Origin of the sequence: Pseudarthrobacter cellobiosi, from assembly GCF_023913755.1 — a bacterium.
In the GTDB taxonomy this organism is placed as follows: Bacteria; Actinomycetota; Actinomycetes; order Actinomycetales; family Micrococcaceae; genus Arthrobacter; species Arthrobacter cellobiosi.
Window position 1 is genome coordinate 112,622 of sequence record NZ_JAMXBJ010000044.1, and the last position, 18,058, is coordinate 130,679.

Genomic DNA, 18,058 nt, shown 5'->3' on the forward strand with positions numbered 1-18,058 from the left:
CTCCGGGATTCTGCGGCATGTGCAGCCGCGGGTAGTAACAGGTGTGATTTTTGCTGCCTCCGATCTTAGCCCGCGTTTGGGCGCCACTGCCGATGGTGAGAGAATTGAGGCAAGCCTTTGGAGCGTGATCAATCAGCCGTGACCCTTGAAAACCATGCTGGACAGTCCGTGCCCGGAGACCCCGAAAGGTTCTCTGGGGATTCCGGGGTCCACAGCATTACGGACGCGGCGGCTGCCCACTCGGAGGACATGCGCCAGCGCATGATCAAGTACGCGCTGGCCATGGGAATCCGCATGATCTGCCTCATCCTCATTTTTGTGGTGGACGGCTGGTTCAAGCTCGTTATGGTCGCCGGTGCCGTCTTCCTCCCATGGATCGCGGTGGTGATCGCGAACGGCAGCGACCAGGCGGAGGTCCACAGCGACTCGCTGCTGGACTCGGCGCCGCTTGCCGAGCTGGAAAGCCCGTCCGGGCCGCCGGAAAAGGACGGCTCCACGTCCGCGGTCATCCAGGGCGAGCTCATTGATGACGACGACGAACCCACGCAAGGACAGGAACGGCGCGCCTCATGAACATTTTTGACCTGGCTGCAGGGACTGCTGGTCCCCCGCCGGCCATGGCTGCCATGTGCTCCCGCAAGGCCTGCCGCTCAGAAGCTTCCTGGCAATTGCTCTGGAACAACCCCAAAATCCATACGCCGGAACGCCGCAAAACCTGGCTTGCCTGCAACGACCACCGCGACTGGCTCGAAGACTACCTCCAGACCCGCGGGCTCTGGAAGGAAACCCTGGTCCTCCATTCGGGGCAGGACGCCGGCCAGGCGTCGGTAGGGCAGGGCGGCTGAATGTACCGCTTCCTCTTTTCCAGCAAGTGGCTGGGATACCTCCTGCTGGCCGCCATCTTCGCAGCTGCCTGCGTGTTCCTTGGCCGTTGGCAGATGGACCGCCGCGCAGAGACCCTCGCGGAGATCAACCGCGTGGTCACCAACTACTCCGCCACTCCCATCTCCTTCGACGAGGCAAGGGACGAGTTCGCCGCGCTGGACCCGTCGAAGGAATGGACCCAGGTGGAACTCCAAGGCACCTACGATCCCGACGGCCAGCGCGTTGTCCGCAACCGTCCGCTGAACGGGCAGCCCGGGTATGAGGTGGTTGTCCCGTTCAAGCTCGAGACCGGCGAAACCGTGGTAATTGACCGCGGCTGGCTGCCCATCGGCAACAAGAACCCGGGCAGCCCCGATTCCATTCCGGCGCCTCCCGCCGGCCCCGTGACCGCCGTGGTCCGCCTCAAGCACGGCGAGCCAGGACTGGACCGCGGCGCCCCCGACGGCCAGCTTGCCTCCATCGACCTCCCCACTTACGCGGACCAGCTGGGATATCCGGTGCTCACCGGGGCTTACGGACAGCTGGCGTCAGAATCTCCCGCCCCCGCTGACATGCCGTTCCCGTTCCCGAAGCCGACCACCGAAGAAGGCACGCACCTGTCCTATTCGTTGCAGTGGTTCGCCTTCGGCGTGCTGATGTTCGTGGGCTTCGGCTACGCCGCACGGCAGCAGGCCAGGAATGCCGCGATCGACGCCGAGGACGCCGCAGAAGCCGAAGAAGGCTTGACGGATTCGGGCAGTACCGTCCACTCTGCGGCTGCCGCCGCCCGCCGTCGTCCGCCCGTTGCCCGCAAGCGCAAGAAGGCGACCGCCGAAGAAGAGGAAGACGCCCTCCTGGACGCGCAGGGCTACTGACGCATGCGCAGTGTGGAAGTTGCCGCCCCCGTGGCGAATGTGAAAAGCGCCCTGACCGCGGCCGGCGCCCAGGACACGGTGCGGATCTTCGACACCAAGGTCCCGACGGCGGCTGCCGCAGCTGAGGCGCTCGGCTGTGACGTTGCGGCCATTACCAACAGCTTGATCTTCGATGTCGACGGCGCCCCGCTCCTGATCCTGGCCAGCGGTGCCGCCAAGGTAGACACGGCGCTGGTGGCGGCGCAGCTGGGAACAGGAAAGATCCGCCGGGCCACCGCCACCTTCGTCCTGCACCACACAGGCCAGGAAGTAGGCGGAGTAGCCCCGATAGGCCACCCCGAAAAGATCAGGACACTCCTGGACAACTCCCTCAAAGCCCACCAGCTCCTCTGGGCCGGAGCAGGAGACCACAACTCAATGTTCAGCATCACCTACAAAGACCTGCAGCGGATCACGCACGCAGAGGAAATGGCAGTCCGCTAGCTCCGCCAGGGTGAGTGGACCGTCAGCGCAGCGACGCGGTGGATTTGTGTAGCGTGCGTCTAAGCGAGGAACGAGCGAGCACGCGGCAAATCGAGCGCGGTGCTAAGCGGAAGGTGAGGCGGACGCCGAGAAGGCTAAGCGAGCGTAATCAGGTCCAGGTAGTCTTCGTTCCAGTGGTCCTCGATGCCGTCGGGCAGCAGCACAACGCGCTCGGGGTTCAGCGCTTCGACGGCACCTTCATCGTGGCTTACGAGGACGACGGCGCCGGTGTAGTTGCTCAGGGCCCCGAGGATTTCGGCGCGGCTGGCCGGGTCGAGGTTGTTAGTGGGCTCGTCAAGGAGCAGCACGTTCGCGCTTGAGGCCACGATGGTGGCCAGGGCCAGCCGGGTCTTCTCGCCGCCGGAGAGCACACCGGCGGGCTTGTCGACGTCGTCTCCGGAGAACAGGAACGAGCCCAGGATGTTGCGGACCTCCGCGTCGTTCATGTCCGGGGCGGAGGAGCGCATGTTCTGCAGGACGGTGCGGTCCACGTCGAGCGTCTCGTGCTCCTGGGCGTAGTAGCCCACCTTCAGGCCGTGGCCCGCAACGACCTCGCCGGTGTCCGGCTTGTCGACGCCGGCAAGCATCCGCAGGAGCGTGGTCTTGCCGGCGCCGTTGAGGCCCAGGATGACCACCTTGGAGCCGCGGTCGATGGCCAGGTCCACGTCGGTGAAGATCTCCAGTGAGCCGTAGGACTTGCTGAGTCCGTCCGCGGTTAGGGGGGTCTTGCCGCAGGGTGACGGATCCGGGAAGCGCAGGGCTGCCACGCGGTCGGTCGCGCGCACGGCTTCGAGGCCGCCCAGGAGACGTTCGGCACGCTTGGCCATGTTCTGCGCTGCCACGGCCTTGGTGGCCTTGGCGCGCATTTTGTTGGCCTGGTCGATGAGGACCTGGGCTTTCTTCTCCGCGTTGGCGCGCTCACGCTTGCGGGCGCGCTCGTCCGTTTCGCGCTGGAGCAGGTAGCGCTTCCAGTTCATATTGTAGAAGTCGACCTTGGCGCGGTTGGGATCCAGCAGGAACACTTTGTTGACGGTGGCTTCAAGCAGCTCGGTGTCGTGGCTGATCACGATCAGGCCGCCCTGGTGGTTCTTCAGGAACTCGCGGAGCCAGGTGATGGAATCCGCGTCGAGGTGGTTGGTGGGCTCATCGAGGAGCATCGTTTCGGCGTCCGAGTACAGGATCCGGGCGAGTTCCACACGACGGCGCTGGCCGCCGGACAGGGTCTTGAGCGGCTGGTTCAGCAGCCGGTCCGGGAGGGCCAGGTTGGAGCAGATCGCGGCGGCCTCGGCCTCGGCCGCGTATCCGCCAGCGGCCAGGAACTCGGATTCCAGCCGGTCATAGCGGTTCATCGCCTTGCGCTGGATCTCGGTGTCCTCGCTGGCCATGTCCTCATGGGTCTGCTTGAGCTTGTTGACGGCGATGTCCAAACCGCGGGCGGAGAGGATGCGGTCGCGGGCCAGCTGTTCCATGTCCGGGGTCCGGGGATCCTGCGGCAGGTAGCCGATCTCGCCGCTGCGGGTGACCTTGCCGCCGGCGGGCTGGCCTTCGCCCGCGAGCACCCGGGTCAGGGTAGTCTTGCCTGCGCCGTTACGGCCGACGAGGCCGATCTTGTCGCCCTTGTCGATGCGGAAGCTCACCTGGTCCATGAGGAGCCGGGCGCCGGCGCGCAGTTCAAGATCCTGGACAGTAATCACAGCAGGTAAGGCCTTTCACAACAGGGAAACGCCGCAGCTCAACGGGTGATGTCTGGAAGCAGCCGGCAGAATGGCCGACAGAACGGCCTTTCCAAGTCTACCGGCCCCAGCTTGACCCCATAACCGCAGCACCGCCGTCGTGCGTTGGCTCAACGTTTGTGCCCTGCCGTCAGTCCCGGGCATCCCGCTTAGTAGGTCCCCTACAAAATGGCGCCCGACGGCGGCCGGTAACGTCAGGATCACCCCATGCTTCGCTTGTACAACCACGACAGGAACACCCCATGAGCCAGACAGACACCGCCGGCACCGGCACCGCTTCCCGCTTCCGGAGCCGCTGGAACGCCACCGACCTGGGCCTGATCGCCGTCTTTGCCGCGCTCGTGGCCGGCTCTGCCATGGTGCCAGGCATCGCGGCGAACGTGTTCGGCATCCCTATCACTTTCCAGACCCTTGCGGTGATGCTCACCGGACTGATGCTGGGCCCGGGCCGGGGTTTCGCCGCCGTCGGCCTGTACACCCTCCTGGGCCTGGCCGGCCTGCCGATCTTCAGCCAGGGCCGCAGCGGCCTGGGCATCCTGGCTGGGCCGTCGGCCGGCTACATCATTGCTTTCCCCATCGCAGCAGCCGTTGTAGGCTGGCTCGCCACCGTGGTGATCCGGCGGACAACACGTGCCCGGGCGCTGTGGTTCTTCGCGTCGGCGATGGTCACCAGCATCGCTATCGTGCACACGCTCGGAGTTGCCGGGATCGCCCTGAACACCAAAGCGTCACTGGGTGAAGCCTTCCTCGCAGACCTGGTCTTCTACCCCGGTGACGTGATTAAGAACATCCTCGCCGCAGTGATCGCCGTGGCACTGCACCGGGCATTCCCCGACGTCCTGGTCCGCCGGGTGAAGCGGATCAACAACTAGTCCCCCTATGGCAACCATTTCATTCCGGCAGGCCGCAGTGGCCGTTGCCGTTGACAACCGCCCGGAACCGAAGACCCTGCTCCAGGACGTCACGCTTGAGCTGACTGAACAGCGCATCGGCGTGATCGGGGCCAACGGGTCCGGCAAGTCCACGCTGCTGCGGCTGATAAACGGACTGGTCCAGCCAACTTCCGGCACCGTGTCGGTGGAGGGCGCCGATACTGTCCGGGCCGTGCGGGCGGTCCGCAGGCAGGTGGGGTTCGTCTTCACGGATCCCTTGTCGCAGCTGGTGATGCCCACAGGGCGCGAGGACGTGGAGCTTTCGCTGCGCCGTCCGGTCCGCAACGGGGCGGAGCGGCGCAGGCTGGCTGAAGCGGCCCTGGAGCGCCTCGGCCTGCTGCCGCTCGCGGACCAAAGCATCTACGAGCTCTCCGGCGGTGAACGCCAGCTGATGGCCCTCGCCGCTGTACTGGCCGTGAATCCCTCTGTCCTGGTGCTGGATGAACCGTCCACGCTCCTGGACCTCCGGAACCGTGAACTACTGCGCCGCACCCTGACGGGCCTCGACCAGCAGATCGTGATGTCCACGCACGACCTCGACCTCGCCCTGGAAATGGACCGCGTACTCGTGGTGGAGTCGGGACGCGTGATGTTCGACGGCGGCGCGGCGGCAGCCGTCGACACGTACCGGGCGCTGGTCACCAACGGCCTGGCCGCGCCATGAGAGGGCACGGCTTCCTGCTGGCCAACTACGTCCCGGGGAATTCGATCATCCACCGGACGCCGCTGGCACTGAAATTCCTGCTGGTGGTGGGCTGCGGCCTGGTGTCTTTCCTGGTGGTCGACTGGCTGGTCTCCGCCGCGGTGCTGGCCGCGCTCGCCGTGCTGTTTCTCATGACCGCCGCCGGACCCCGGCGGCTCGCGAGTGCGGTCCGACCTGTTGCCCTGGTGCTGGTGGTCATCGGCCTTTTCCAGTGGTGGCAGCTGGGTGGACCCACAGCAGCCCGGATTGTCCTGAACATCCTGGTCTGCGTGGTGGCGGCGTCCCTGCTGACGGCCACCACGCCCATGCAGCGGATCCTGGACGGCGTGGTGTCGCTGGCCACGCCATTCCGCCGCTTTGGCGCGGACCCTGAACGTTTTGCGCTGACCATCGCCATCATGCTCCGCAGCATCCCGTATATCGCCGGCGCCTTTGCCGATGTCAGGGATTCCGCCCGGGCCCGCGGGCTTGAGCGCAACCCGCGTGCCCTTGTGCTGCCCGTCTTCATCACCACCGTGGCCTTCGCCCGCCAGACCGGCGAAGCGCTGGCCGCGCGCGGGCTCGGCGATGCTGAGGACTGAGTGGCCGTTGGTCTTTCTTGTGCGGCTTAAGGGGCCAGGTGGTCGCCGGCCAGCAGCTCGTAGCGCAGCAGCGCAGCCGTTCCCATGCCGCCGGCCATACTGATCAGGGCCAGCGCCAGGGAGCCATGGTTCCCGGCACGCCGGGCCTGGGCGAGAATTCGGGTCACCAGCACCGCCCCGGACGCCCCGTAGGCGTGGCCCAATGCCAGCGCCCCGCCGTCAAGGTTGACCCGCTCCGGATCAATGCCCAGCTCGTCAAGGCAGGCCAGGGTCTGGGACGCGAAGGCTTCGTTGAACTCCACCAGGTCAACACTGGCAGCCGACAGCCCCCTCACCTGCAGGAGCCGCTCCGCGGCAACCGCTGCGCCGATCCCCAGCAGTTCGGGGTCCACACCGGCAGTGTCCGTGGCCAGCATCAGGAGCCCGTCTGTGGCTCCCAGTTCCCGTGCCCGCTGCAATGAAGTGATGACGACGGCGGAAGCGGCGTCCGCGTCGAAGCATGAGTTCCCGGCAGTGACACTCCCCCCCGGCACAAAGGCGGGCGGGAACCGCTTCAGGATGGCGGCGGACAGGCCGGCGCGGGGGCCGTCGTCGGCACTGATGGGTCCAACGGACGTCTCCAGGGTGGTGATTTCAGCGGCGAAATAGCCTGCTCTGGCGGCGGCCAGTGCCCGCTGGTGGCTGCGCAGCGCGGAGGCATCCTGCCGCACCCGGCTGACTTCAAACCGGGCCGCCACGTTCTCGGCGGCGACCCCCATATCCGGGTCGCCGAAGCTGTGCGGCACAAACTGGGCACGGGCGTAAAAGTCTTGTTCGCCGTCGTCCTTCCGGTGGGCCCGCAGCGGAGCCGTGCTGATACTCTCCACTCCCCCGGCGAGATACACCGGATTGCCGCCGGCGGCCACCAGCCGGGCGGCCAGGACAATCGCATCCAGGCCTGACCCGCACTGGCGGTCAACGGTCAGTCCCGGCACACTCACCGGCAGGCCCGCCTCAAGCAGGGCAAGGCGGGCCACGTTGCCGCCGCCGCCCACGGCGTTGCCGATCACCACGTCAGTGACCGCTTCGGCCGGCGCCCGGGTGTCTGACAGGAGGCTGAGCAGGACCGGTGCGAGCAGTTGGTGCGCACGCAGTTCCTTCAGCGCACCGTTGGCGCGCCGGACCGCGGTACGCCGAGCCGCGATGATCACGGGCTGGCGGTCGGCGGGCAACTGCTCCTCGGGCAGCTGTTTAACGGTCAAGGTGCCGCGCCCTCGGGTCCTGGGAGCCGATCCAGTCCAGCAGGATATTCCGGCTGACCTTGCCGCGGTCCGTGGTGGGAAGTTCGGAGAGTGCGAAGTACTGGTGGGGCCGCTTGTCCCGCGGCAGGATGTTTTCGAGTCCGGCCTTCAGCTGCGTGGCCGTGACGCCGCCATGGGAGGGAACGACGCCGGCGACCACCCGCTGGCCGCGGAGATCATCGGGTATTCCGGCGGCCACCGCAGCAGCCACCCCCGGCACGGACGCCAGGGCGAGTTCCACTTCGTGCGGATAGACGTTCTTTCCCGAGGTCAGGATCATGTCGGCGCGCCGGCCCAGGATGTGCAGTTCGCCGTCGGCGAGGTAGCCCTGGTCCCCCACCGTGAACCAGCCGTTGAAGGAGCGCAGCGCCTGGCCGTCGTCACCCCACAGGTAGCCGTTGCTGACCATGCCGCTGCGGACACAGATATTGCCGGCTTCGCCGTCCTGCAGTTCGGAACCCTCATCGTCCAGGATTCTGACGTCCACGCCAGGGAACGGGTGTCCGATGCCTGTTCCCCCGGCGTCCAGGAGCTCCCCCGCCGCCAGCCCCACACCGGAGACAAAGCTCAGTTCGGACGCGCCGTAGTACTCGAACATGGTGGCGTTCGGCGCCCAGCGCCGTGCTGCTTCCAGGGTGCGTGCGTCCAGCTTCGAGCCGGCGCAGATGATGGTACGGATGCCAGAGGCATCCACGCCGCCGGTCAGGCCGCGCTCACTGAGCAGCCGCAGCATGGTGGGCACGAGGATGAGCCGGGTCACGCCGTCGTGCCTGATGGCGGCGTGGACATCACCGACATCGAAACTCTCCAGCGTCTGGAATTCCGAGCCGGCGTAGAGGCACTCAGCCAGGGCGTAGAGGTTAAGGCTGGCGGCCAAGGGCCCGGGCGCGAGCGTGACGTCGTCCTGGGCGAGGCCGAAGAACGCCACGGACGCGTCAAAGGACTGCCGCCAGGACTGCCTGGACCGGGTAAACGCCTTGGGCACTGACGTGGTGCCGGAGGTGAGTCCGATCAGGAACGTCGAGTCCGGCGGCCCGTCCGCCAAGGCATCCGCTGCGGAAACCGTCCCGGGCTTGGCCGACTCCGCCAGCCTTTGAACGATCTCCTGGTGCAGGGACTCCGGCCAGGTCGGGTCCAGGACGGCGCATTGCCGCCGGCCGGCAACGGCTGCGGCGAACCTTGCGGCGAACTCGACGGAGTTGGCCTCCGCAAGCACGGTGACGGCAGCTGTCCCTGGAAGGGCGGCGGCGGCGGCGTCCCGGAGTTCGGCCCAGCGCAGGCGCCGGCCCGCCACCACGACGGCGGTGTCATGGGGGCGTTCTTCGGCCCAGCGCTGGATTCTATCGAGAAAAGGCATCGTCCCAACTTTACCGGCCGGACTCCGCTTCGGTGGTGCCGCTAACGGCTATTGTGACTTCATGAGCTTCAATGACAACGTGCAGCTGGACCCTTCCCAGGTCCAGGACCGGCGTGGCATGGGCCGTGGGGCCAAAGTCGGCGGCGGCATCGGTGGCGGAATCGTCCTGCTGATAGCCGTGCTCCTCGGCGTCAACCCCGCCTTGCTCGAAGGCCTGACCGGCGGGGCTGGCACGGCGGATCAGAACCAGGGCACGGCCCCGGCCTGCACCACAGGCGCCGACGCCGACGCGCGGCTGGACTGCCGGATCACCGGCACCGTGAACAGCCTGAACGCGTTCTGGCCCGCGTATCTCCAGCAATACAACGTGCAGTACCCGCAGCCGGAGACCGTGATCTTCGACCAGGCCGTTAACAGCGCGTGCGGGACGGCCTCCAGCGCGGTGGGCCCCTTCTACTGCCCGGCTGACAGCACCGCCTACTTCGATCCCGGGTTCTTCCAGGATCTCGTGGACCGCTTCGGATCCTCGGGAGGTCCCCTGGCGCAGGAGTACGTGGTGGCGCACGAATTCGGCCACCACATCCAGAACGTGCTGGGGTACATCGACCGCTCGCAGCAGGACCCGCAGGGGCCCGAGTCCGGTGCCGTCCGCGTGGAACTCCAGGCCGACTGCTATGCCGGCCTCTGGGTAAAGCACGCCTCAACCCAGCCCGGACCCGACGGCCAGCCGTTCCTGGAACCGATCACCCAGCAGGACCTGAACGATGCCCTGTCCGCAGCGTCAGCGGTGGGCGATGACCGGATCCAGGAAGCCGCCACCGGACGGGTCTCACCCGAGGCCTGGACGCACGGGTCCAGCGAACAGCGGCAGAAATGGTTCTACACCGGCTACCAGACCGGCGACATCAACCAGTGCGACACTTTCTCGGCGCCATCCCTTTAAATTGGGCCCACGCCGGCAGGGTTCCCTGGCCGAGCTTGCGAGGCTAGGGGGCCGGTGGGGACGACGACGGCCGGCTACCTCCGCTGGGGAGGTGACCGGCCGTCGTCGTGCTTTAAGCGGTGAAAACTTAGATGTTGAAGCCGAGGGCCCGCATCTGGTCCTTGCCGTCATCGGTGATCCGCTCCGGACCCCACGGCGGCATCCACACCCAGTTCAGGCGCCAGTCGTCAACGACGCCGTCAAGCGACTTGCCTACCTGCTCCTCGATGACATCGGTGAGCGGGCAGGCGGCCGTGGTGAGCGTCATGTCGATCAGCAGCGCGCCGTCGTCGTCGGAGTACTTCAGGCCGTACAGCAGCCCGAGGTCCACGATGTTCACACCGAGTTCCGGGTCGATGACGTCCTTGAGCGCCTCTTCGACATCTTCGAGGCCCGTGCGGGCCGCATTGATTTCGGTCATGGTAAGTCCTATCTAGGCCTGTGCGGCAGCAGCGATGGTGGCTGCGCCGGCGCCCGTGGCGTACCGGTCGTAGCCTTCGTCTTCGAGGCGGTCAGCCAGCTCCGGGCCGCCTTCTTCGACAACCTGGCCGTCGACGAAGACGTGGACGAAGTCAGGCTTGATGTAGCGCAGGATGCGGGTGTAGTGCGTGATGAGCAGCGTGCCCATGTTGCCCGTTTCGTGTGCACGGTTGACGCCTTCGGAGACAACCTTCAGGGCGTCAACGTCCAGGCCCGAGTCGGTCTCGTCCAGGATGGCGAACTTCGGCTTGAAGAGCTCCAGCTGGAGGATCTCAACTCGCTTCTTCTCGCCGCCGGAGAAGCCTTCGTTGACGTTGCGCTCGGCGAAGTCCGCATCGATGCGCAGCTGGGCCATGGCCGCCTTGACGTCCTTGGTCCAGGTACGCAGCTTGGGTGCTTCGCCGTCGATGGCGGTCTTGGCGGTGCGCAGGAAGTTGGTCATGCTGACACCGGGGACCTCCACGGGGTACTGCATGGCCAGGAAGACGCCGGCGCGGGCACGCTGGTCAACGGTCATCGCGAGGACATCTTCGCCGTCGAGCGTAATGGTTCCGCGGGTGACCTTGTAGCGCGGGTGCCCGGCAATGGTGGAGGCCAGGGTGGACTTGCCCGAACCGTTGGGGCCCATGATGGCGTGGGTCTGACCGGTCTTGATGGTCAGGCTGACGCCCTTCAGGATCTCCTTGGTGCCCTGCTCCGTGTCAATGCTGACGTGCAGGTCCTTGATCTCAAGAGTAGACATAGGTCTTGTTCTCCTCTGCACCGCGCCCTCCGGCGGTGGTGCGGTCTGTATCTGGAAGTTTGATTCTGTTGCTTGGTATTGCTGCTCGCGGCTGATCTGCCCGGTTGATGCTGCTAACTGAAGTTCGGGGCTTCCGCTCCGTTGAGCACGTTCGTGAAGTCCACGTAGACCTCGTCGCCAACAATCTCGACGGCGAACACCGGGACGGGATCGTAGGCGGGCAGCTGGAGCGGCTCACCGCTGCGGAGGTCGAACTGGGAGCCGTGGCCCCAGCATTCGATCATGCAGCCTTCCACTTCGCCCTCGGACAGTGAGATGTCCGCATGCGAGCAGGTGTCCCCGATGGCGTGGATGTCTCCCATGGAGTCCTTCACGATGGCTACCGGGTAGTCATCGATCAGGATCCGGAGCGCCTGCTTGAGCTGGATTTCATCCGTCTTGCAGACAAATTCGCCCTTTGGCTGGTCAGTCATCTGTCTTCCGCGCCGTCTAGTTGTTCGTCACGGCGAGTTCGCGCTCAACAGCCTCGGTGAGCCGCTCTTCGAGGGCCGGTACCTTGATCTGCTGGATGATCTCGTGTAGGAAGCCACGGACCACCAGGCGGCGGGCAACATCCTCGGGGATGCCGCGGGCCATGAGGTAGAACAGGTGTTCGTCGTCCAGCCGGCCGGTGGCGCTGGCGTGGCCGGCACCCTTGATCAGGCCGGTTTCGATCTCGAGGTTCGGCACGGAGTCGGCGCGGGCGCCGTCCGTGAGCAGCAGGTTGCGGTTGGCCTCGTAGCTGTCGGTGCCTTCGGCTTCCTTGCGGATCAGGACGTCGCCCACCCACACTGCGTGGGCATTGCGGCCCTGCAAAGCGCCCTTGTAGAGCACATTGGAGGTGCAGTTCGCCACCGCGTGGTCAACAAAGAGTCGCTGCTCCAGGTGCTGGCCGGCGTCGGCGAAGTACAGGCCGAACATTTCCGCTTCGCCGCCGGGGGCGGTAAAACGGGTCGACGGCGTGACGCGGACCAGGTCCCCGCCGAGGCTGACCACCACGTGCTTGAACTTGGCGTCGCGGCCGATCTTTGCCTGCTGGGAGGAGGCGTGGACGGCGTCGTCGTTCCATTCCTGGAGCGAGACGACCGTGAGGTTGGCGCCGTCTTCAACAACGATTTCGATGTTTTCGGACACAACGGCCGAGCCCTGGTGGTTCAGGACCACAACGGCTTTGGAGAACTTCTCCGCCACGATCACCAGGTGCTGGGCGGCTGCCTCCGTGGAGGTGCCTTCGATCACGACGGTGACCTCGGTGTCGGCTTCAAACTCGGCCGGGATGGTGAGGACGGTGGCTTCGCTGAAGTTCTCCCAGGCGTTGGCGGACACGCGGTCCTCCGGGATGCCGGCCGAACCGATGCGCTTATCGCCGCGTGCCACGGTCTCAACCGTGACCTGCTCCGGGCCGCTGACGGTGACGGTGGGAGCCGCTCCCGCCAGGACTTCGCTGTGCAGGCCGCGCAGGCGCTTGAGCGGCGTGAAGCGCCAGTCTTCCTCAAGCCCGGTGAGCGGCTTGAAGTCCGCGAGGTTGTACGAGGTCAGCCGGCCGGCGCGTGAGCTGTCCGGAATGCCGACGCCGCCGCCGTGCGAGTGGCGCTTGACGGCTTCGCCGGCCAGCGGGGCCTTGGAAGCGTTCGTGTTGATCGGAGACAGGCTTTCGCCCTCTTCCGTGAAACCGTTAATAAACGGCTGGGCCGAGGGCGCGCCGATGCGGGCCTTTTCAGTAGTGATTTCAGTCATCGTTATCCGACGGACCCTTCCATCTGCAGTTCAATCAGGCGGTTCAGCTCAAGTGCGTACTCCATCGGGAGTTCGCGGGCAATGGGCTCGATGAAGCCACGGACGATCATCGCCATGGCCTCGTCTTCGCGCATGCCGCGGGACATCAGATAGAAGAGCTGCTCTTCGCTGACCCGGGAAACAGTTGCTTCATGGCCCATCACCACGTCATCCTCACGGATGTCGATGTACGGGTAGGTGTCAGAACGGCTGATGGTATCCACCAGCAGCGCGTCGCAACGGACGGTGTTCGCCGAGTGCTTGGCACCTTCACGGACCTGGACCAGGCCGCGGTAGGCGGCACGTCCGCCGCCGCGGGCCACGGACTTGGAAATGATGGAGCTCTTGGTGTTCGGCGCGATGTGGACCATCTTCGAGCCGGTGTCCTGGTGCTGGCCGGCGCCGGCGAAGGCGATGGACAGGGTCTCGCCCTTGGCGTGCTCGCCCACCAGGTAAACGGCCGGGTACTTCATGGTGACCTTGGAGCCGATGTTGCCGTCAACCCACTCCATGGTGGCGCCTTCTTCGCAGATGGCACGCTTGGTCACCAGGTTGTACACGTTGGTGGACCAGTTCTGGATGGTGGTGTAGCGGACGCGGGCGCCCTTCTTGACGATGATTTCCACCACGGCCGAGTGCAGCGAGTCCGAGGTGTAGATCGGCGCGGTGCAGCCTTCGATGTAGTGGACGTAGGAGTCCTCGTCGGCGATGATCAGGGTGCGCTCGAACTGGCCCATGTTTTCCGTGTTGATGCGGAAGTATGCCTGCAGCGGAATGTCCACATGGACGCCCTTGGGGACGTACACGAAGGAACCGCCGGACCAGACGGCCGTGTTGAGCGACGCGAACTTGTTGTCGCCCACGGGAATGATGGTGCCGAAGTACTCCTGGAAGATCTCCGGGTGTTCGCGCAGCGCGGTGTCGGTGTCCAGGAAGATGACCCCCTGCTTCTCAAGGTCCTCACGCAGCTGGTGGTAGACGACCTCGGACTCGTACTGGGCGGCGACGCCGGAAACCAAGCGCTGTTTTTCGGCCTCGGGGATGCCCAGCTTGTCGTACGTGTTCTTAATGTCCTCGGGCAGGTCCTCCCAGCTGGTGGCCTGCTTCTCGGTGGACCGCACAAAGTACTTGATGTTGTCGAAGTCGATGCCGGAGAGGTCTGCACCCCAGGTGGGCATGGGCTTGCGGTCGAAGTACTTCAGGCCCTTGAGCCGGAGATCGAGCATCCATTCCGGCTCGCTCTTCTTGGCCGAGATGTCGCGGACGACATCTTCATTGATACCGCGGCGGGCGTTGGCGCCGACGTCGTTCTTGTCAGACCAGCCGTACTCGTACGTGCCGATGCCGTGGAGCTCGGGATTCTTTTCCAGAATCTCCGAGATCACAGTGTCTTCGGCTACCGCTTTCTCTGATAGTTGGTCCGTCATCACGGCCTTTCTTGCTGATGGTTGGTTACTTCATCCAGGCTGGCGGGGGCTGCCTGCGGGACCCGGGGTCCCCCGGCAGCCAGCCGGCCTGTGGGTATATGGGTGGTGCAGACGTGTCCACCGCGAGCCAGCGTGGACAGGCGGCGTACGTCAACGCCTACCAGCCGGGAGAACACTTCGGTCTCCACATCGCAGAAGACAGGGAACTGGGTGGCGAGCTGCTGGATGGGGCAATGCCCCTGGCACAGCTGGACGCTGGAGAGTGCTGCCGGCAGCGGGGCTTTGGCCTCGATCGAAGCGGCCGACGCCACGAAGCCATCCCGGCTCAGCGCCGCGGACAGTGCCTGCGCCCTGGCGGTGATGTCCGGTCCGGCCTGTTCGACCTCCGGTGCGTACCGGCGCTCCATGTCGGCAAAACGTTCGACGGCGAACGCGCGGACTGCCTGTTCGCCCGCCACTGCCTGGAGCTGCTTGAGCGCGAGGGTAGCGATGTCGAGGTAATCGTTGCCAAGCGTGGACTGGCCCTGCGAGCTCAGGACGTAGCGGCGGGCGGGACGCCCCGCGCCGGCACCGGCCTTGGCCGCGCGCTTGACCTCAATAACCCCGCTGCGGGCCAGATGATCTAGATGCCTCCGGACCGCGGCGGGTGTGAAACCGAGCATGTCACCGAGTTCCGCCGCGCTGATGGGGCCGTGCTCAAGCACGGCACCAAGGACCCGGTCCCGGGTACGCTCGTCCGAGTCCGCCACCGGCACGGCGGCCACGTGGCCGCGGTCAGCGGCCGTACGCGGCGCTCCGTGCCTGGCAAACGGCACAGCAGGAGCATTGGTCATGGAATACACAACACAATCATGTCGTAATTTAGTTCCCCGTACTAGTAAGGTCAGGCTGACCTGCGGCCGGGGTCCCCTGCGGCCCCGCCAGTACTACATCGCGTAGAATGCTGGGGTGCGATCCCCCGAATCCCCGGTTCTGTCCATCAGCGGGTTAATTAAGGATGTTGGTCCGCTGGCCAGCCTGGACGGAAAAATGCTCCGGGTGGTCAACGGCGTATCCCTTATGGCCGAACGCGGCCAGGTCACGGCCCTCCTGGGCGCCAATGGAGCCGGAAAGACCACCACCATCGAATGCGCCCAGGGCCTGCAGAAGCGCAGCGGCGGCAGCATCTCGCTGCTCGGCCGGGATCCGGGCCGTTCGGGCGCTGACCTGCGGTCCCGCGTAGGCGTGATGCTCCAGGACGGCGGCCTCCCGCCGTCGGCCCGTCCCATCCCACTGTTGCGGCACATCGCCGGAATGTACGCGAGGCCCCGTTCCGTTGACGCACTGGTGGAACGGCTCGGCATTGATACTTTCGCCAGGACCACAGTCCGCAGACTCTCCGGTGGGCAGAAGCAGCGCCTGGCACTCGCGGCGGCCCTGATCGGCAATCCGGAAGTCCTTTTCCTGGACGAGCCCAGCGCCGGCCTGGATCCCCAGTCCCGGCAGCTGGTCTTCGAGCTGATCTCGGAACTGCGGGCAGCCGGGATGGGCATCATCCTGACAACGCACCTCATGGACGACGCCCAGCGGTTGGCGGACTACGTGTACATCATCGACGCCGGCAGGAACGTCGCCGAGGGCACAGTGTCCCAGCTGCTGCAGCGGGACCCGGCTGTGGAGGCCGGCACGGACCACGTCCGCACCCTGGTGTTCGAGGCTCCCCCGGGGCTGGATTTCACCGGCGTGCTGCCCGTTGCCATCACGGTCTCTGAAACACGGGCCGGAAGCTACGTGGCCTCGGGTGCACTGACACCCCGCGATCTCGCGTCGTTGACCGCCTGGTGGGCAGCCCACGACGTGATGCCCGGTTCCATGAGCCTGGCGGCACGAAGCCTGGAAGATGTCTTCCTGGACATCTCGGGAAAGGACGTCCGATGACGGCTCACGCAGCCACTGGCGCCCAGGGAGCACCGGCCACGCTGCTGCGCCGTATCTTGCTGCAGGGCAGGTACGAATCACTGACCATGCTCCGGAACGGCGAGCAGCTGATCCTTGCAGTCGTCCTGCCGCTTCTGGCGCTGGTGGGGCTCACCGTCACTCCTTTCCTGGACGGTTTCGGAGCCAGCCGCATCAATGTGGCGGTCCCCGGCATCCTGGCCTTGTGCGCGATGTCCACGGCCTTCACCGGGCAGGGCATCGCCACCGGCTTCGACCGGCGGTACGGGGTTCTCCGGTTCCTGTCCACCACGCCCTTGGGCCGTGAAGGACTCATCGCGGGTAAGGTACTGGCGGTCCTGGCTGTGCTCTGCCTCCAAGTGGCAGTGGTGACGCTGGTGGCGCTTCCTTTGGGCTGGCAGCCGCCTGCCTCCGGCTGGCTCCCCGGGCTGTCGCTGCTGGCACTGGGAGCTGTGGCCTTCACCGCACTGGGTCTCCTGGTGGCCGGCACCGTCCGGCCCGAGGCAACCCTCGCCATCACCAACCTGCTGTGGATCCTGCTGGGCGCCCTGGGAGGGATAGTTATTCCCGCGGAACGGCTGCCCGCACTGGCGCAGGGAGCGGTCCACTACCTGCCCTCCGGCGCACTCGGGGAGGCCATGCGCGAAGCTTTCCTGCACGGCTCGCTGAACGGCGGCGCCGCGCTCATCCTGCTGCTCTGGACGGTTCTTGCCGGAGCAGCAGCCATCCGTTGGTTCAAGTGGAATTGAGATATCCGTGAGCACGGCTTCACGCCTCCCCCAGATCGCCGGCCACCTCATCGCGAGGCTGCCCCGTACCGTGGACGCCAGCGTCCGCCGCCTCGCGGTGGCGTCCCTGGTTGGCCAGACGCTGCTGGTGGTGACCGGCGGCGCGGTGCGGCTGACCGCGTCCGGCCTCGGCTGCCCCACCTGGCCGCGCTGTACCGAGACATCCCTGGTCAACACTGCCGAAATGGGGATCCACGGCTTCATTGAGTTCGGCAACCGGCTCCTGACGTTCGCTCTGGCGGCGGTTGCGCTGGGCATGCTTGTCTACTTGTGGAACCTTCGCAAGGAGCGCCGGGACCTCTTCCTGCTGGCGCTGGGCCTCCTGGCCAGCATCCCGGCACAGGCGGTGATCGGTGGCATCACCGTGCTGACCAACCTCAATCCGTGGGTGGTGGGCCTGCATTTCCTCGTTTCCATGGCCCTTGTGGTGATTGCCACGCTGCTCGTCAACCGGGCCTACGGCAGGACGGGCCGCCACGCCAGCGTCCAGCTCCCCGCCTTGCCGGGCGTCATGCGTCCGCTGGCTGCCGCCGTCGGGCTGTTCTCCGCCCTCGCCGTGATTCTCGGTGTAGTGGTGACCGGCTCCGGTCCCCACGCCGGTGACGCCGACGCTCCCCGCAACGGCCTCGACTGGGACCTGTTCTCCCACATCCATGCCGTTCCGGCGTACGTGATCACGGCCGGAACACTGTTCGCACTGGTGCTGGTGATGGTCCGCCGGATCCAGGGCCCGTTCCGCACTTCCGTCCTGCTGCTCCTGGCCGTAACCCTGCTACAGGCAGTCATCGGCTTCACCCAGTACTACAACGGTATCCCCGCGTTGCTGGTGGGCGCGCACATGCTCGGCGCGGCACTGCTGATGAGCGCGGCAACCAACACCGCCGACCTCGCCCGCTCAAGCCCGGTCAGGTAACCTCCACCGCTTTTGCCCCTACGGAGTGCCACGGTTCGCGACGAACCGTGGCACCCGCATTTAGGGACGCTCTCTCACTTAATGCATGGAATCGGCAGACCCTCCCTCACCTAATGCAGGAAGTGGGCA

General features: G+C 66.0%; 20 protein-coding genes. 11 read left to right on the top strand and 9 right to left on the bottom strand.

Annotation, left to right across the window (positions count from 1 at the left end):
- The first annotated feature begins 138 nt into the window (after nt 1–138).
- Genes NG696_RS10990 through NG696_RS11005 form a run of 4 tightly spaced genes read left to right on the top strand, consistent with a single transcriptional unit; the run spans nt 139 to nt 2,222 of the window.
- The gene (locus tag NG696_RS10990) at nt 139–573 is read left to right on the top strand and encodes a DUF3099 domain-containing protein (protein ID WP_252565332.1); all 435 of its coding nucleotides are present in this window, start codon (nt 139–141) and stop codon (nt 571–573) included.
- Nucleotides 570–845, top strand: coding sequence for a hypothetical protein (locus tag NG696_RS10995; protein WP_252565330.1), 276 nt, complete (start codon nt 570–572; stop codon nt 843–845). The genes NG696_RS10990 and NG696_RS10995 overlap by 4 nt, the downstream gene beginning before the upstream one ends.
- Entirely contained in the window at nt 846–1,739 is an 894-nt protein-coding gene (locus tag NG696_RS11000) for an SURF1 family cytochrome oxidase biogenesis protein (protein WP_252575386.1), read from the top strand.
- 3 nt (nt 1,740–1,742) lie between these two features.
- Nucleotides 1,743–2,222 (top strand): YbaK/EbsC family protein, encoded by a 480-nt coding sequence (locus NG696_RS11005; RefSeq protein WP_252565326.1) that lies wholly within the window; start codon nt 1,743–1,745, stop codon nt 2,220–2,222.
- A gap of 134 nt (nt 2,223–2,356) precedes the next feature.
- On the opposite strand, the gene NG696_RS11010 is transcribed toward NG696_RS11005, so the two are convergent.
- Nucleotides 2,357–3,955 (bottom strand): ABC-F family ATP-binding cassette domain-containing protein, encoded by a 1,599-nt coding sequence (locus tag NG696_RS11010; protein ID WP_056339851.1) that lies wholly within the window; start codon nt 3,953–3,955, stop codon nt 2,357–2,359.
- 281 nt (nt 3,956–4,236) lie between these two features.
- On the opposite strand from NG696_RS11010, the gene NG696_RS11015 reads away from it, so the two are divergent.
- Genes NG696_RS11015 through NG696_RS11025 form a run of 3 tightly spaced genes read left to right on the top strand, consistent with a single transcriptional unit; the run spans nt 4,237 to nt 6,210 of the window.
- Complete coding sequence (locus tag NG696_RS11015) at nt 4,237–4,866, top strand: biotin transporter BioY (RefSeq protein WP_252565324.1); 630 nt, start codon at nt 4,237–4,239, stop codon at nt 4,864–4,866.
- Nucleotides 4,867–4,873: 7 nt separating this feature from the next.
- A complete protein-coding gene (locus NG696_RS11020) occupies nt 4,874–5,590 on the top strand; it encodes an energy-coupling factor ABC transporter ATP-binding protein (RefSeq protein WP_252565322.1) in 717 nt (238 codons plus the stop codon).
- Nucleotides 5,587–6,210: an energy-coupling factor transporter transmembrane component T family protein gene (locus NG696_RS11025; protein ID WP_252575387.1), complete on the top strand. Its 624-nt coding sequence runs from the start codon at nt 5,587–5,589 to the stop codon at nt 6,208–6,210. Before NG696_RS11020 ends, NG696_RS11025 begins: the two co-directional genes overlap by 4 nt.
- Before the next feature lie 26 nt (nt 6,211–6,236).
- On the opposite strand, the gene NG696_RS11030 is transcribed toward NG696_RS11025, so the two are convergent.
- Together NG696_RS11030 and NG696_RS11035 are read right to left on the bottom strand one after the other, a co-directional pair.
- On the bottom strand, nt 6,237–7,436 hold the full coding sequence (locus NG696_RS11030; protein WP_252575414.1) for a thiolase family protein: 1,200 nt from the start codon (nt 7,434–7,436) through the stop codon (nt 6,237–6,239).
- Nucleotides 7,437–7,440: 4 nt separating this feature from the next.
- Nucleotides 7,441–8,847: a class I adenylate-forming enzyme family protein gene (locus NG696_RS11035; RefSeq protein ID WP_252575389.1), complete on the bottom strand. Its 1,407-nt coding sequence runs from the start codon at nt 8,845–8,847 to the stop codon at nt 7,441–7,443.
- A gap of 61 nt (nt 8,848–8,908) precedes the next feature.
- On the opposite strand from NG696_RS11035, the gene ypfJ reads away from it, so the two are divergent.
- The gene (gene ypfJ / locus NG696_RS11040) at nt 8,909–9,790 is read left to right on the top strand and encodes a KPN_02809 family neutral zinc metallopeptidase (RefSeq protein ID WP_252575391.1); all 882 of its coding nucleotides are present in this window, start codon (nt 8,909–8,911) and stop codon (nt 9,788–9,790) included.
- Between the two features lie 127 nt (nt 9,791–9,917).
- Here the strand turns inward: ypfJ and NG696_RS11045 are convergent, their stop codons facing one another.
- The 6 genes from NG696_RS11045 to NG696_RS11070 form a co-directional block, all read right to left on the bottom strand.
- Nucleotides 9,918–10,250, bottom strand: coding sequence for a metal-sulfur cluster assembly factor (locus NG696_RS11045; RefSeq protein ID WP_056339832.1), 333 nt, complete (start codon nt 10,248–10,250; stop codon nt 9,918–9,920).
- Nucleotides 10,251–10,262: 12 nt separating this feature from the next.
- Nucleotides 10,263–11,051: a Fe-S cluster assembly ATPase SufC gene (sufC, locus tag NG696_RS11050; RefSeq protein ID WP_104061442.1), complete on the bottom strand. Its 789-nt coding sequence runs from the start codon at nt 11,049–11,051 to the stop codon at nt 10,263–10,265.
- Between the two features lie 113 nt (nt 11,052–11,164).
- Nucleotides 11,165–11,524 (bottom strand): non-heme iron oxygenase ferredoxin subunit, encoded by a 360-nt coding sequence (locus tag NG696_RS11055; protein WP_056339825.1) that lies wholly within the window; start codon nt 11,522–11,524, stop codon nt 11,165–11,167.
- 16 nt (nt 11,525–11,540) lie between these two features.
- Nucleotides 11,541–12,827: a Fe-S cluster assembly protein SufD gene (gene sufD, locus NG696_RS11060; protein WP_252565312.1), complete on the bottom strand. Its 1,287-nt coding sequence runs from the start codon at nt 12,825–12,827 to the stop codon at nt 11,541–11,543.
- Nucleotides 12,828–12,829: 2 nt separating this feature from the next.
- Complete coding sequence (gene sufB / locus NG696_RS11065) at nt 12,830–14,293, bottom strand: Fe-S cluster assembly protein SufB (RefSeq protein WP_252565310.1); 1,464 nt, start codon at nt 14,291–14,293, stop codon at nt 12,830–12,832.
- Complete coding sequence (locus NG696_RS11070) at nt 14,293–15,126, bottom strand: helix-turn-helix transcriptional regulator (protein WP_252565308.1); 834 nt, start codon at nt 15,124–15,126, stop codon at nt 14,293–14,295. Before NG696_RS11070 ends, sufB begins: the two co-directional genes overlap by 1 nt.
- A gap of 115 nt (nt 15,127–15,241) precedes the next feature.
- Between NG696_RS11070 and NG696_RS11075 the strand changes: the two genes are divergently transcribed.
- From NG696_RS11075 to NG696_RS11085, 3 genes are read left to right on the top strand one after another with little or no spacing between them, the layout of a single operon-like run.
- A complete protein-coding gene (locus NG696_RS11075; RefSeq protein WP_252575393.1) occupies nt 15,242–16,210 on the top strand; it encodes an ABC transporter ATP-binding protein in 969 nt (322 codons plus the stop codon).
- The gene (locus tag NG696_RS11080; protein WP_252575395.1) at nt 16,207–16,977 is read left to right on the top strand and encodes an ABC transporter permease; all 771 of its coding nucleotides are present in this window, start codon (nt 16,207–16,209) and stop codon (nt 16,975–16,977) included. Before NG696_RS11075 ends, NG696_RS11080 begins: the two co-directional genes overlap by 4 nt.
- 7 nt (nt 16,978–16,984) lie before the next feature.
- Nucleotides 16,985–17,929, top strand: a complete 945-nt coding sequence (locus NG696_RS11085) for a COX15/CtaA family protein (RefSeq protein WP_252575397.1) — start codon at nt 16,985–16,987, stop codon at nt 17,927–17,929.
- Nucleotides 17,930–18,058: the final 129 nt, after the last annotated feature.